This window comes from Pseudofrankia sp. EUN1h (genome assembly GCF_001854645.1).
Classification (GTDB): domain Bacteria; phylum Actinomycetota; class Actinomycetes; order Frankiales; family Frankiaceae; genus Pseudofrankia; species Pseudofrankia saprophytica.
Window position 1 is genome coordinate 180,889 of the sequence record NZ_MBLN01000045.1, and the last position, 14,611, is coordinate 195,499.

The following is a 14,611-nucleotide window of genomic DNA, read 5'->3' on the forward strand; positions in this document are numbered from 1 at the left end:
CCAGCATCATGATCCGCGGCTAGGCGACGGAGACGGAGGGTTCGCCGGAGGCGACGCCCGCGGTCTCCATCTCCTCGGCGAGACGCATGGCCTCTTCGATCAGCGTCTCGACGATCTGCGCCTCGGGCACGGTCTTGACGACCTCGCCGCGGACGAAGATCTGGCCCTTGCCGTTGCCGGAGGCGACACCGAGGTCGGCCTCGCGGGCCTCGCCGGGGCCGTTGACGACGCAGCCCATGACGGCTACGCGCAGCGGGACCTCCATGCCCTCCAGACCGGCGGCGACCTGGTTGGCCAGCGTGTAGACGTCGACCTGGGCGCGCCCGCAGGACGGGCAGGAGACGATCTCGAGCCGGCGGTCGCGTAGGCCAAGCGACTCGAGGATCGCCGTGCCGACCTTGACCTCCTCGACCGGCGGGGCCGACAGCGACACTCGCAGGGTGTCGCCGATGCCCTCGGCGAGCAGTGCTCCGAACGCGACGGCCGACTTGATCGTGCCCTGGAACTGCGGGCCGGCCTCGGTGACCCCCAGGTGCAGCGGGTAGTCGCAGCGCTCCGCCAACATCCGGTAGGCCGCGATCATGACGACCGGGTCGTGGTGCTTGACCGAGATCTTGATGTCCCGGAAGTCGTGCTCCTCGAACAGCGAGCACTCCCACAGCGCCGACTCGGTCAGCGCCTCCGGCGTCGCCTTGCCGTACTTGGCGAGCAGCCGCTTGTCGAGCGAACCGGCGTTGACGCCGATGCGGATCGGGATGCCGGCCGCACCAGCCCGGCGGGCAATCTCGCCGATCTTGTCGTCGAACGCCTTGATGTTGCCCGGGTTCACCCGGACGGCCGCGCAGCCCGCGTCGATCGCGGCGAAGACGTACTTCGGCTGGAAGTGGATGTCGGCGATCACCGGGATCGGCGACTTGCGGGCGATCGCGGCGAGCGCGTCGGCGTCGTCCTGGCTTGGCACGGCGACCCGGACGATCTGGCAGCCCGAGGCGGTGAGCTCCGCGATCTGCTGCAGCGTCGCGTTCACGTCGGCGGTCAGCGTCGTGCACATCGACTGCACCGAGACCGGCGCGTCGCCGCCGACCAGGACGCTGCCAACCTTGATCTGCCGGCTCACCCGACGTTTGCCGAGCGGACGGGCCGGAGCCTGTGGCATGCCCAGAGTAACGGTCACTTTGTCCTCACTGGGATATGGATGCGATTGGGCGCACGGCAGACCGATGCCCGGAGCGGCGCGCCTCGCGGGTCACTGCAGACGGATCGGGTTGACGATGTCGGCGGACAGGATGAGCAGGCTGAACCCGAGCAACACGACGACCGTCGCGTACGTGGCTGGTAACAGCTTGGCGAAGTCCACCCGTTTCACGGGGCCACGGTAGCCACGCAGTCGGCGCACCCCATGCCGTGCCTGCTCGAATGCCAGGACGGCGATGTGGCCGCCGTCGAGCGGCAGCAGCGGCAGCAGGTTGAAGATCCCGACGGCGAGGTTGATCGCCGCCACCAGGACCAGGAAGTCGCGGATCCGGTCCGGCCAGGAGCTGCCCGGCGCGGCGACGACATCACCGCCGATGCGGGCGGCGCCCACGACGCTGACGAATCCGGCGGGGTCACGGTTGTCGCTGAACAGGTTGCCCAGGTCATCGAGACGATGGGTCAGCGTGTCGTACATCCCGGTGAAGCCAGACCAGATGACCTCGCCGGTGCGCGGGATCGCCGCGATCGGACCGTAGCGCTCGGAGTCCGTGCCCGGCTTCACCCCGATGGCCCCGACCGGGTCGGACCCCTCGGCGCCGGTCTGCCGGTCGCGCAGCACCTGCACGAGATCCGGGCGCAGCGTGACCTGCTTGCCGTCCCGGTCGACGACGACGGTCGCGGCGCCCGCGCCGTGGTCACGCACGAGCTGGGTGAACTGCTTCCAGGTCGTGACCCGCACGCCGTCGAAGGACAGCACCCGGTCGCCGACCTCCATGCCGGCCGCGGCCGCCGGGCCGGGGCCCGAGCACTGGGTACTGGTCGACACGCAGCTGGTCGCGCCGATCTTGTTCTCGCTCACCTTCGGCGTGCCGAGCGCGATCAGGACGGTGTAGATCAGCACGATGGCGATGATGAAGTGCACCACCGAGCCGGCGGACATCACCACGAACCGAGCCCGGGCCGGCTTGTTGTAGAACGCCCGCGGTACGTCGTTCGGGTCGATCTCCTCGAGGGGGGTCATCCCCTCGATCTTCACGAACCCGCCGGCGGGGACCAGCTTGACGCCGTACTCCGTTTCGCCGCGCTTGCTCGACCACACGGTCGGGCCGAAGCCGACGAAGAACCGGGAGGCCTTCATCCCGTAGTGCCGGGCCGTGAAGAAGTGGCCCGCCTCGTGCAGGCAGACCGACACCAGCAGCGCCACCGCGAAGGCGACGATGCCAAGGATCATCACCGCGACACCACCTCGTTGGCCGTCTGGTCGATCAGCCGGTTCGCGGCGGCCCGGGCCTCACGCTCGGTGGCGAAGACCTCGTCGAGGGTCGGCTTGGCGATCACCTCGTGCGCCGAGAGCACCTCCGCGACGACGTCGACGATCCGGACGAACGGCAGCCGCCCCGCGATGAAGGCGGCGACCGCCTCCTCGTTGGCGGCGTTGAAGACCGCCGGCGCGGTCCCGCCACGCTTGCCCGTCTCCCGCGCGAGCCCCACCGCCGGGAAGGCGGTGGTGTCCAGCGGGAAGAAGTTGAGGGTCTGCGCGGTCGTCCAGTCCATCGGCCGCTGGGCCTCCGGAACCCGCTCCGGCCAGCCGAGCGCCAGCGCGATCGGCAGCCGCATGTCGGGCGGTGAGACCTGGGCCAGCGTCGAGCCGTCGTAGAACTCGACCATCGAGTGCACCAGCGACTGCGGGTGTACGACGACATCGATGTCGTCGTACGGAATACCGAACAGCAGCTGTGCCTCGATCAGCTCGAGGCCCTTGTTCATCAGGGTCGCCGAGTTGATCGTGATGACGGGGCCCATCGCCCAGGTCGGGTGCGCGAGCGCCTGGTCCAGCGTGACCGCCTCCAGCTCCGCGCGCTTCTTGCCGCGGAACGGCCCGCCCGAGGCGGTGAGGATCAGCTTGCGCACCTCGTGTCGCCGCCCGCCGCGCAGGCACTGCGCGAGCGCGGAATGCTCCGAGTCCACCGGGACCAGGCGGTCCGGGTCATCGCCGACGGCGTCGAGTACCAGCGGACCGCCGACGACGAGCGACTCCTTGTTCGCGAGCGCCACCGTGCGGCCGGCCGCCAGCGCGGCAAGGGTGGACGGGAGCCCCACGGAGCCGGTGATGCCGTTGAGCACGATGTCACACGGCCACGCGGCGATCTCGAGCGCGGCCTCGGGGCCGCCCAGGATCTTCGGGACGACGAACTCGCCCTTGCGGTAGCCGCGCTTCGCCGCCTCCGCGTAGAAGGCGAGCTGCAGGTCCTGCACGGCCGAGGCCGCCGACACCCCGACGACCTCGACGCCCAGGTCGAGCGCCTGCCGCGCGAGCAGTTCCACGCGCGACCCGCCGCCGAGCAGAGCGACGACCCGGAACTCGTCCGGGTTGCGCTGGACCACGTCGATCGCCTGGGTCCCGATTGATCCCGTCGACCCGAGCAGAACGACCTCACGTACGACCCGTGGCTGCGACACCCGTCCATTGTCGCAGGCTCGTCCCTGGCTCGACGACGGCCTGTTCGGTTCACCCCTGTTCGGTTCATGACACCCCGCGCCCGCCCCGTGTGGAACCGGGAGCCAGGCTCAGCCGCCGGCGAGGGCGCTGCCCAGGGAGCCGGCGATGCCCGGGGAGTCCGCCGACACGACCGATCCGACCACCGGGTRGGCCTGGAAGTAGAGCAGGCTGACCACCGTCGCGCTGAACGACGTCGCGGTCGGGCCGAGCTCGGGGCGTGCCTGCGCCTGGGGCCACGTGTGGCCGCCGCCGGTGACCGACAGGGCGCCGACATCGGGCTTCCCGTCGCAGGTCCAGGCGGTCAGCTTGCCGAGCCCGGGCAATACCTCGTCCTTGGGTTCCGCGCCACAGCCGGCGGCCTGCGCGTAGCGGCGGAGACGGTCGGGCACCGGCTGCGCGGTGACACCGGTGAACGGGGCCGCCCGCGGCGCACCGCCCCCGTCCCAGGGGGCGATCTGGTCGGCCGCGCCGTGGATCTCGAGCAGGTTCGTGACGGTCTTCACGCAGCTCGCCGGCACCGTGGCGCCGGCCACGGAGACGATCGCGGCGATCCGCCCGGGCAGCGCGCAGCTCGCGGCCACCGCCATGTCGGCGCCGTCCCCGAACCCGGTGGCGAAGACCCGGTCGTCGGCGAGGCAGCCGCGGCCGCGCAGGTCGTTCAGCAGCGCGGCGACGAACGCCACGTCATCCGGCCCGACGGCGCTCGACCGGATGAAGTTCCACCGCTTGTCGACCCCGGCCGGGACGACGACGACGTAGCCACGCTTCGTCGCCTCGCCGGCCAGGCCGGTGTAGGCCTCCAGGTCGGTGGGTGCCTGACCGTCGCCGTGGAAGTTGAGGATCACCGGCCGAGGCTGGTTGTCGCCCGCGGCGGCGGGTGGGACGGCGAGCAGGTAGCTCCGCTTCGCCGAGCCGACGGTGACGGTCTCGGCGGTCACGCCCGCCGGCAGCGTCTTGCCGGTCTTGCAGCCGCTCGGAGCGGGCGAGGCCACGACGACGCTCGCGCCGTCTCCCCCGCCGCTCCCGTCGGTGGCCGCCCCCGCGCCGCCGTCGGGAAGGCCCGCCCGCGCCGCGGCGGCGATGTTCGCCCCCGGCTCGCCCGACGACCGCGACGGGTCGTGCGCGAGCGCGTACCAGAGCAGCATCAGGAGCACGATGCCGGCGGCGGCGATCGGAACCAGCGTCGTGCTCCTGGACGTACCCGCGCGCGGGCCGCCCCGGCCGGCCACCCGCGCGCGGCGCGGCCCCGAGGCGCGGTGCCCGCGGCCGGGAGTGGCGTCGCGCCCGCCGGACTCGAGCCGGCTGGCCAGGCCGCGGCCGGTGGAGGAGCGCGCCGGGACCCGGCGGGCCGAGACATCGCCGCCGCCCCGGCCGGCGACGGGCCTGCCGGCGGCGGCGCTCCCGCCACGGCCCGCGGCACCGCCGCGACCGGTGGCACCACCGCGACCCGCGCCGCCGCCCCTGGCGGGCGGGTTATCGAAGGCCACGGCCCACGTCGGCGTCGCCGAGGCCCGGGACGCCCTCCAGGTTGTCGGTGACGCCCAGGGTGACCTCGCCGGCGCGGTCCGCCCGGCGGGGACCCGCGGTGTCGTCGGTGTCGTCGGCGGCGAGCTGGCCGCAGGCGGCCGCGATCTCGCGGCCGCGGGTGTCGCGGACGGTCGTGGTGATCCCGCGGGCGCGCAGCCGGGCGACGAACTCCCGCTCGGCCGACCCGGCGCTGGCGTGCCAGCTCGATCCCCGGGTCGGGTTGAGCGGGATCAGGTTGACGTGCGCGGGTCGCCCGGCCAGGCGCCTGGCGAGCAGATCGGCCCGCTCGGGCTGGTCGTTGACCCCGCCGATGAGGGCGTACTCGATGCTCACCCGCCGTCCCGTCAGCGACGCGTACTCCCAGGCGGCGTCGAGCACCTCGGCCACCTTCCAGCGAGTGTTGATCGGGACGAGGGTGTCGCGCAGCTCGTCGTCGGGAGCGTGCAGGGAGACCGCGAGCCGCACCGGCAGCCCCTCGCGGGCGAGCCGGCCGATCGCCGGGACGAGGCCGACCGTGGAGACGGTGAGGGCGCGGGCGGAGATCCCCAGGCCGTCCGGAGCCGGGTCGCTGATCCGGCGCAGCGCGGTGACCAGGGCCCGGTAGTTCGCGAGCGGCTCGCCCATGCCCATGAACACGACGTTGGACAGCCGGTCCCGCGGCCTCCCGGAACCCGGCGCTGAGGCAGTCTCGCGTTCCGCCTGACCGGGCTGCCCGTCGGCGCCGGGCAGTTCGCCGCGGCGAAGCACCCTGGYGGCGTCCACGACCTGTTCGACGATCTCGGCGACCGTCAGGTTGCGCGTGAGCCCGCCCTGACCGGTCGCGCAGAACGGGCAGCCCATCCCGCAGCCGGCCTGGCTGGAGACGCACACGGTCGACCGGTCCGGGTAGCGCATCAGCACCGACTCGATCGTCGCGCCGTCGACGGTGCGCCACGCGGTCTTGCGGGTCGCGCCGTCGTCGCAGGTCAGCGTCTTGCCGGCGGTCAGCAGCCTCGGCAGCAGCGCGTCGGCCAGCACGTCGCGGGCGGCGGTCGGCAGGTCGGTCATGCCGGCGGTGTCGCCGGGAGCGGCGAGCCGGGCGAAGTAGTGCCGGGCGAGCTGGTCGGCCCGGAAGGCCGGCTGACCGAGCTCGACGGCCGCCGCGCGGCGCTCGTCGCGGGAGAGGTCCGCCAGGTGCCGTGGGGGCTTCACCCGACGAGGTGTGAGGGTGAGGCCGACCGACTGCCCGGCTGGACCATCGGTCCCGGCGGGCTGGTCAGTTCCGGCTCTGGTGACTGTCATAGCTCTGCCAGTGTGCCAAACCGACCCAGCGCCCGCTCCCGGAGGAGATCCGCGGAGGCTAGCCCGGGGGTAGGAAGGCGGTGATGAGCAGCCAGGCGACCGGCGCGGTGCACAGCAGTGAGTCGAGCCTGTCCATGATCCCACCGTGGCCGGGCAGGAGGTTGCCCATGTCCTTGATGCCGATGTCCCGTTTGAGCAGCGACTCGCCGAGGTCGCCGACCGTGGCGGTGCACACGGCGGCAAGCCCGAGAATCACCCCCTGCCAGACGTGGCCGCCCAGCGGCCAGCTGACGACCACGCTCGCGACGACGACGCAGGCGGTCGCGGAGCCGGCGAAACCCTCCCAGGACTTGCCCGGTGAGACCGTCGGGGCGAGCTTGTGCCGCCCGCCGGAGAGCACCCCGGCGGTGTAGCCGCCGATGTCGCTCGCGACGACCGTGCCGAGGAAGGCCACCACCCGCCAGCTGCCGTCGGCGGGCGCGGTCAGCAGCGCCGCGAAGCCGGCGGCGAACCCGACATAGACAGCGGCGAAGATCGTGGCGGCCAGGTCGGCCGGCAGCCCCGCCGGCTCGCCCAGGGCACGGACCGCCACGGCGAGCAGCACGGTGAGCGCGAGCGCGCCGACCAGCGCGCCGGGACCGCCGGCGTAGGCGGCGATCGGCATCGCCACGGCGCCGGCGAGGAGCGGTGCCAGCGGCGGCCGCAGCCCCGCGAGCCGCAGCGCCCGCACGACCTCGAAGGTTCCGATCGCGACGGCGACGCAGACGACGCCGATGAACCCGGCCTTGACGGTGAACAGCGGTACCAGGATCAGCGCGCCAAGCAGGACGCCGACGGCGATGGCCGCGCGCAGGTTGCGGCCGGCCCTGATCCGCCGCCGGGACGACGGGGCCGGCTCGTCGGCCGACCCGCCCGGTCCGGCCGGCCTGGCCCGCTCTGTCCGTCCCGCCTGGTTCTCGGGGGACGGGTCGTGGTCCGTGGGGGAAGGGTCGTCCGCGGCCGGTGGTCTCATGACGGCGTCGTCCGCCGCGGGGGACGCGGCCGGCTCACCGACGGACCCATCGGTCGCCATCGGCTCGCCGACGGGCCCGCTGGCGCGGAGCAGCGAGCTGGGGGAGGCTTTCTGGCCCAGCCCGTCGGCCGGCGCCGTGGCGCGCAGACCTTCGCTCACCTCGCCCCTTCGCTGACCTCGCGTCGTTGGTCTGGGGGATGGTCCCCCAGCCAGGCATCATGGGCCACCGGGAGCCCGTGGCGGAACATTCCCTCGGATTCGTCGGCGCGGATCGGAGGCATCGGGCGGTGTCGCCCGATGCCCGCTCAGCCGGCAGGAAGCGCTCAGACCGACAGGAGGTCGGATTCCTTGGTCTTGAGCAGCTCGTCGATCTGGGCGACATAGCGATGCGTCGCTTCGTCCAGGTCCTTCTCCGCCCTGCGGCCGTCGTCCTCGCCGGCCTCCCCGTCCCGGACGATCCGGTCCAGTGCCTCCTTGGCATGCCGACGCACGTTGCGGATGCTGATCTTGGCGTCCTCGGCCTTGCCACGGGCCACCTTGACCAGGTCGCGCCGGCGCTGCTCGGAGAGCTCGGGGAAGACCACCCGGATGATCGAGCCGTCGTTGCTCGGGTTCACACCGAGGTCGGAGTCACGGATCGCCTTCTCGACGGCGCCCACCGACGACTTGTCATACGGCGTGATGATGACCATGCGGGGCTCAGGGATGTGGAACGATGCCAGCTGCTGAACGGGGGTGGGCGCGCCGTAGTAGTCAACGACGATCTTCGAGAACACGGCGGGCGTGATGCGACCCGTCCGGATGTTGGCGAAGTCGTCCTTGGCGACCGAGACGGCCTTGTCCATCTTCTCCTCGGCCTCGAGGAGTGTGTCGTCGATCACCGCTGTCCTTCCGTTCCGTAGGCATCGACACTGACCAGAGTCCCGATCTTCTCACCTCGCACGGCTCGCGAGATGTTCCCTTCGGTCAGCAGGTCGAAGACGACGATCGGCATGGCGTTGTCCATGCAGAGGCTGATCGCCGTGGCGTCCATGACCTTCAGCCCACGATTCAGAACCTCCCCGTAGGTGAGCGTGTCGAAGCGCACCGCGCCGGGGTTGGTCTGCGGGTCGGCGTCGTAGACACCGTCCACCTTCGTCGCCTTCAACACAGCCTGGGCCTTGACCTCCAGTGCCCGCTGCGCGGCGGTGGTGTCGGTCGAGAAGAACGGGGCGCCCAGGCCGGCTCCGAAGATGACGACCCGGCCCTTCTCCAGGTGCCGGATTGCGCGCAACGGCAGATAGGGCTCCGCGACCTGGCCCATGGCGATCGCCGTCTGGACTCGGGTGACGGCGCCCTCACGCTCGAGGAAGTCGGCCAGGGCGAGGCAGTTGATGACCGTGCCGAGCATGCCCATGTAGTCGGCCCTGGCTCGGTCCATCCCACGTTCGGCGAGCGCCTGGCCCCGGAACATGTTGCCCCCGCCGACAACGATCGCGACCTCGATGCCCGATCGGGCCACGTGCGCGACCTGCCGCGCGATCGTCGAGACGGTCACGGGGTCGATGCCCAGCTGGTCCCCGCCGGCGAACGCCTCGCCGGAGAGTTTGAGCAGGACACGCGGCCACCTGGGCTCGGTGCTCTCAGGCCCGGTGGCCACCTCGGCTTGATCGATCACGGGTGGCCCTCTCCCCAAAGGGGCCGCCGGAGGTGCGCGTTCGGGACATCGCGCCTCCTTTGGCCGCGCCAGCGGCCGGGATGTTCGGCCGGAGGTCGTCTGACTGCCAGTCTGCCCCATCCAGGGCCGTCATCGGCGGCCCGGTCCCACCAGCGGCAGGTCGCCCCGTCCACTCCAGCGGGATTGGCGCACCAGACACCGCGCGCGACTGGCGACGCGGTCGGACCCGGTGAGCCGCCAGATCGGCGGCCCACCGGTGAGGGGCGCCTCAACCTCAGACCGGCCCCATGCCCTTGCGAGGATCAACCCGGCTCTGGCACTGACCCGGAGCCAGCCCGATCGGGCGCGGAGCGTCTGTCACGCGACCGCCTCGTCCGTCCTATGCCTGGCGGATGTTGAAGCGGGCGAAGCGCCCGATCTCGATCTTCTCGCCGAGGGAGGCGCCGGCCTCCTCGACGAGCGCGCCGATGCTGGTCTTGTTGTCCTTCACCCACGGCTGGTCGAGGAGCGCCACGCTCTTCCGGTAGCCGTTCAGCTTGCCCTCGACGATCTTGGCGATCGCGGGCTCCGGCTTGCCCTCCTCGCGGGCGGCGGTCTCGTAGATCCGCCGCTCCTGCTCGAGGACCTCGTTCGGGATCGCGTCCGCGGTCACGTACAGCGGGTCGGCGGCCGCGATGTGCTGCGCGATGTCGCGGGCAAGCTGCTGGAACTGATCGGTCTTGGCCACGAAGTCCGTCTCGCAGCGCAGCTCGACGAGCACCCCGATGGTCGGCGGGAGCTGCGGGTCGGTGCGGTGCAGGTAGGAGTCGACCAGGCCGTTGGCCGTCGAGCGGCCGGACCGCTTGGCGACGCCCGCGAGGCCTTTCTCGCGCAGCCAGGCCTTCGCCTTCTCGAAGTCGCCGTCGTGGTCGACGAGCGCCTTCTTGACGTCGCTCATCCCGGCGCCGGTTACCTCGCGGAGCTTGCGGATTTCGCCGGCAGTGATCTGTGCCATCGTCTTTCGTCCCGTTCTGGGTGTGACGGGCGCCTGTGCACCCGTCGTCGGGCGCTTCGCGCCCTCCTGCACTGATTGCGGTTCAGGTAGATGACCGCGGCCGGGGCAGCTACCACGGCCGGCATCGTCGTTGGGCGGGCAAGGCCAGCCCAAACGAGCCTGCGCGGGGCGCCACGCCCTCCCCCGGCCCGCGACGAACTGGCGTGCCCGTCCTGAAACACCGCGCACCGCGCGCGTCCACGGCGGAGCGTATGGCTGGTGGTCGGACCTGCCGCCCCGGTTCCTGCTGGGGCTGATAGGCCACGGAAACGGCCAACCGACCGGAAAAGGAAAGTGCCCCCGAGTGCCCGCGGAGTCGGGTCCGCTGACCGCGTAGGTCGGTCCCTGTCTGATCGGCATTGCCGATCAGACAGGGACCGGAGAGCCCGCCCGCGAGCGAAACGCCGCCCGCGCCAGTCTCAGACGGAGGAGCCGACGGTGTCCTGGACGGCCTCGGCCGGAACCTCGGCCGGGACCTCAGCCGATGCCTCGACCGGAGCCTCGGCCGGCGCCTCAGCCGGAACCTCGGCGTCGCGGCGCAGAACCTCCTGCTCCCACTCGGTCAGCGGCTCGTCGGTCGCGAGCTGCTCGGGCTTGGCGTCGGTCGCGCTCGCGCCGGCGCGGGCCATCAGGCCGGCTCCGACCGCGTCCGCGACCACCCGGGTGAGCAGCGCGGCGCTGCGGATCGCGTCGTCGTTGCCCGGGATCGGGTAGTCGACCTCGTCCGGGTCGCAGTTGGTGTCCAGGATCGCGACGACGGGGATGTTGAGCTTGCGCGCCTCCCCGACGGCGATGTGCTCCTTCTTGGTGTCGACGATCCAGACCGCGCTGGGCACACGGGCCATGTCCCGGATGCCGCCGAGGGTGCGCTCGAGCTTCGCCTTCTCCCGGCTCAGCACGAGCTGCTCCTTCTTCGTGCGCACCTCGGTGCCGCCGGTCAGCTCGATCTCCTCGAGCTCCTTGAGCCGCTGCAGGCGCTTGTAGACCGTGGAGAAGTTGGTCAGCATGCCGCCGAGCCAACGCTCCTTGACGTACGGCATCCCGACTCGGCGAGCCTGCTCCTCGACCGCCTCCTGCGCCTGCTTCTTGGTGCCGATGAACAGCACCGTTCCGCCGTGCGCGACCGTCTCCTTGACGAAGTCATAGGCGCGGTCGATGTAGGACAGCGTCTGCTGCAGGTCGATGATGTAGATGCCATTGCGCTCGGTGAGGATGTAGCGCTTCATCTTCGGGTTCCAGCGCTTGGTCTGGTGCCCAAAGTGCACGCCGCTCTCAAGCAGCTGCCTCATAGTGACGACGGCCATGACCGCCGCTCCTTCCCATCCGGCCCACGGGGCCGGATCGTCTCGGTTGTCGGCCGCGGCTGGTGCCGGCGGCCCCCTGACGCCCGATAGGCCCCTACCGTCGCAAGGCGACGGACCGAGGGAGCCCTCCTGGCCGGCCCGGCCAACGGGCCGGGCGGCGATGGGCGCGAGTAGACCGTCGGCAATCGACCGACGACATCGAGACACGACATCGACAGGACGACCATGGCCTGCCGCGCCCGCCAGGAGCAGGCGTGCGAAGTGAGCTCCTTGCGGAACTCCATCGCTGATGATACTCGGCCGGGCCGAGAGCCCGCTCGGCCGCCATGCCTGTGGGCGCCAAGTGGGCTGAGATGCGGGTCGATCCGCCCATGGAGATCCTCGACTGGACGTCCGGACGCCAAACATGCGGCGGTTACCCACAGGATCCGGCTTATCCACAGACGCCCGGCTCGCGCTGGCGCGCCGCGTTCCCGGCGCCCATCGTGTGCCGGGCCGGCCGACGACGCCCCCGGGCCGGCGCACGGCGGCCGGGGGCGGGGTCCGGTCCTCCACACCGCGCCTCCCGCCCCCGGTCGCTCCGAGGGCCGCCGCCCAGCCGTAGAGGACCGTCGCCCAGCCGTAGGAGTGCCCATGGCCCCAGCCCCGAGCCACGACCCGCGCATTCCGCCACTCGTCGCCGCCGCCTTCCTGGCCGCCGTTCTCGCGCTCGGCGGCTGGTCTCACCCCGTCACCACCGGCCAGACCACCACGGCCCAGCCCCCGTCCGCGGCCCAGCCGTTGACCACGACCCAACCGGCGCCCATGGCCCAAACAGCACCCATGGCCCAACCGGCGTCCACGGCCCAAACAGCACCCTTGGCCCAAACGGCACCCTTGGCACAGCCGACACCCGCCGCCGCGAGGCTCCAGGCGGCGGCCTGGCGCGACACCGTCATCTCCCCGAGCTCCGGCGACCTGGCACCGTCGCACACCGGCGCAGCTCCGCGGCCAGACGGGGAGCCCACCGTCGGCCCGATCTCCGGTGGCACTTCTCCCTCCTCGGGCCTGGTCCCGCAGGAAGGTACGGAGGAGGGCGCCGTGCCGATCGCTCCGGCCACCCGGGCCACTCCGGCCAGCTGGCGACCGCCGCTGGACGGTCCGTTGGCGGTTGTCCGGCCGTTCCAGCCGCCGGCCACTCCTTATGGCGTCGGGCACCGCGGCATCGACCTGCACGCCCGGGTCGGCGCGACGGTGCGCGCCGCGGGCGACGGGGTCGTCAGCTACGCGGGCGTCCTCGCGGGCCGAGGGGTCGTCGCGGTTACCCACGGCGGGCTGCGGACCACGTACGAGCCGCTGACCGTACTCGTCAGCGCCGGCCAGCGGGTAGCGGCCGGTACACCCCTCGGCCGGCTGGCCGCGGGGCATCCTGGCTGCGTTCAGGACGCCTGCCTGCACTGGGGCCTGCTGCGCGCCGACGTCTACCTGAGCCCGTTGACGTTGCTGCTTCCCGACCCGCCCCGGCTGCTTCCCCTGGCCAGGCCGGCCCCCCGCACCGATCCGACGGCCCGAGCCGGCCGACGGTAAGCGGCCAGGGCCTGGTGCTCGCGCCCAGCCGTTCACGACCAAGCGCTCGCGCCCAGCCGTTCACGACCAAGCGCTCATGCCCAGCCGTTCACGGCCAAGCGTTCACGGCGCAGGCATCCCGCCAAGATCCAGCGCCGCCCCAGGCAAGATTGGCCCGCCCGCCGCGGGCATGATCGTGGTTTCGACCCTCTGGTGGTCGTAACTGCCGCCGTTCCACAACCACCCGAGGGCGCAGCCGGCGATCACGCAACGGGCTTGACCTTGGCGGTCCGGCTTTAGGCGCGCGGATGGGCCTGTTGGAAGGCGGCTCGCAGGCGCTCCGGGGTGACGTGGGTGTAGATCTGCGTGGTCGCGAGGCTCGCGTGGCCAAGTAGCTCCTGCACCGAGCGCAGGTCGGCGCCGCCGTCGAGCAGGTGGGTGGCCGCCGAGTGGCGCAGCCCGTGGGGGCTGACGCCATCGGGGCCACCTGTGGAGGCGAGCCGAGCGGCCAGGATCCGCCGCACGGCCCGGGGGTCCAGCCGCCCACCGCGGGCGCCGAGTAGCAGCGCGTGGGCCGCCGTCGCCGTGGCTCCCGGGGTCCTTCGGGCTTCGGTTTCCCGGGTCTCGGGGGGGCCGGAAGGTCCGCGGGCCTCCGCCGGGTCGGCGGTTCCCGCATCCGCGGCACCGTGCTGCGAGGGCCGCCGGGAGGGCCGTTGGGAGTGCCGCACGAGCTCGGACCGCCCGCCGCGCAGCCAGGCGGCAAGTGCGCGGGCCGCCGGTAGGCCATAGGGAACGGCGCGCTGCCGGTCGCCCTTGCCGGTGACCCGCAGCAGGCGCCGTTCATGGTCGACGTCGTCGAGATCGAGCCCGCACAGCTCGGACACGCGCACGCCCGTGGCGTAGAGCAGTTCGAGCACCAGGTCGTCGCGCAACCGCAGCGCACCGGCCAGCGGATCTCCCGGATCGCCGGCTTCCCGAATCGCCGGCCTCCCGGGGGTACCTGGCGGCGGGCCCTCGAGCAGGGTGCGCGCCTGCTCCACGGTGAGCACCCGCGGGATCCGCCTCGGCGCGCGCACGCTCGCCAGCCGGGCCGCGACGTCCTCCGGCAGGTGACCACGCCGCGTGGCGAAGGCGCTGAACGCCCGGGCGACCGACGATCTGCGCGCGAGCGTCGCCGGCGCGGCGCCGTCCGCGCGCAGGTCCGCGAGCCAGCCACGCAGCATCGCCAGGTCGAGGGCCGTGAGCTCCGGTCGCCCCATCCTGATCGCGTGGGCCCGCAGGCTGGCGAGATCAGCCCGATAGGCGCGCACAGTTCGCGGCGAGCGGTTCAGCTCCGCGACCAGGTGGTCCGCGAAGGCGGCCACGGCGCGGTCCCAGCCCGGTTCCCCGGCGCCGTCCGGTCCAGACGCCCCAGCTGCTCGCATGTCGCCACTTCATCACCTCGAGGTGGTCACGTCACGCCACCCCGATCGTGCCTTCGTCCGCCGCGCCCGGTACACGACGTCGTGACGTGGCCTGGCGCGACGCGAGATGGCGGTAAACGACGTCGGCCGCCGGC

12 protein-coding genes are annotated in these 14,611 nt (G+C 72.4%); 1 reads left to right on the top strand and 11 read right to left on the bottom strand.

Annotated features, from left to right (window positions below; all coding sequences use genetic code 11):
- Window positions 1-19 precede the first annotated feature (19 nt).
- The 10 genes from ispG to rpsB all read right to left on the bottom strand — a co-directional run bounded on the left by ispG (window position 20) and on the right by rpsB (window position 11,508).
- Complete coding sequence (gene ispG, locus BCD49_RS11805; RefSeq protein WP_007519461.1) at window positions 20-1,174, bottom strand: flavodoxin-dependent (E)-4-hydroxy-3-methylbut-2-enyl-diphosphate synthase; 1,155 nt, start codon at window positions 1,172-1,174, stop codon at window positions 20-22.
- A gap of 72 nt (window positions 1,175-1,246) precedes the next feature.
- The gene (locus BCD49_RS11810) at window positions 1,247-2,425 is read right to left on the bottom strand and encodes a M50 family metallopeptidase (RefSeq protein WP_007519463.1); all 1,179 of its coding nucleotides are present in this window, start codon (window positions 2,423-2,425) and stop codon (window positions 1,247-1,249) included.
- Window positions 2,425-3,654, bottom strand: coding sequence for a 1-deoxy-D-xylulose-5-phosphate reductoisomerase (dxr, locus tag BCD49_RS11815; RefSeq protein ID WP_027141227.1), 1,230 nt, complete (start codon window positions 3,652-3,654; stop codon window positions 2,425-2,427). The genes BCD49_RS11810 and dxr overlap by 1 nt, the downstream gene beginning before the upstream one ends.
- 108 nt (window positions 3,655-3,762) lie before the next feature.
- Window positions 3,763-5,181: an alpha/beta hydrolase family esterase gene (locus tag BCD49_RS11820; RefSeq protein WP_071041479.1), complete on the bottom strand. Its 1,419-nt coding sequence runs from the start codon at window positions 5,179-5,181 to the stop codon at window positions 3,763-3,765.
- A complete protein-coding gene (rlmN, locus tag BCD49_RS11825) occupies window positions 5,168-6,502 on the bottom strand; it encodes a 23S rRNA (adenine(2503)-C(2))-methyltransferase RlmN (RefSeq protein WP_083401392.1) in 1,335 nt (444 codons plus the stop codon). Before rlmN ends, BCD49_RS11820 begins: the two co-directional genes overlap by 14 nt.
- A gap of 58 nt (window positions 6,503-6,560) precedes the next feature.
- Window positions 6,561-7,673 carry a phosphatidate cytidylyltransferase gene (locus tag BCD49_RS11830; RefSeq protein ID WP_007516713.1) on the bottom strand — a complete coding sequence of 371 codons (1,113 nt, stop codon included), beginning with the start codon at window positions 7,671-7,673 and terminating at the stop codon, window positions 6,561-6,563.
- A gap of 164 nt (window positions 7,674-7,837) precedes the next feature.
- Complete coding sequence (gene frr / locus BCD49_RS11835) at window positions 7,838-8,395, bottom strand: ribosome recycling factor (RefSeq protein WP_007516711.1); 558 nt, start codon at window positions 8,393-8,395, stop codon at window positions 7,838-7,840.
- A complete protein-coding gene (gene pyrH / locus BCD49_RS11840; RefSeq protein ID WP_007516709.1) occupies window positions 8,392-9,171 on the bottom strand; it encodes a UMP kinase in 780 nt (259 codons plus the stop codon). The genes frr and pyrH overlap by 4 nt, the downstream gene beginning before the upstream one ends.
- Window positions 9,172-9,550: 379 nt before the next feature.
- The gene (locus BCD49_RS11845) at window positions 9,551-10,165 is read right to left on the bottom strand and encodes a translation elongation factor Ts (protein ID WP_007516706.1); all 615 of its coding nucleotides are present in this window, start codon (window positions 10,163-10,165) and stop codon (window positions 9,551-9,553) included.
- Between the two features lie 458 nt (window positions 10,166-10,623).
- The gene (rpsB, locus tag BCD49_RS11850) at window positions 10,624-11,508 is read right to left on the bottom strand and encodes a 30S ribosomal protein S2 (protein WP_007516704.1); all 885 of its coding nucleotides are present in this window, start codon (window positions 11,506-11,508) and stop codon (window positions 10,624-10,626) included.
- 1,080 nt (window positions 11,509-12,588) lie between these two features.
- Between rpsB and BCD49_RS40540 the strand changes: the two genes are divergently transcribed.
- On the top strand, window positions 12,589-13,074 hold the full coding sequence (locus tag BCD49_RS40540) for a murein hydrolase activator EnvC family protein (RefSeq protein WP_051467392.1): 486 nt from the start codon (window positions 12,589-12,591) through the stop codon (window positions 13,072-13,074).
- A 275-nt stretch (window positions 13,075-13,349) separates the two neighbouring features.
- Here the strand turns inward: BCD49_RS40540 and BCD49_RS11865 are convergent, their stop codons facing one another.
- Window positions 13,350-14,477: a tyrosine recombinase XerC gene (locus tag BCD49_RS11865; RefSeq protein WP_083401393.1), complete on the bottom strand. Its 1,128-nt coding sequence runs from the start codon at window positions 14,475-14,477 to the stop codon at window positions 13,350-13,352.
- Window positions 14,478-14,611: the final 134 nt, after the last annotated feature.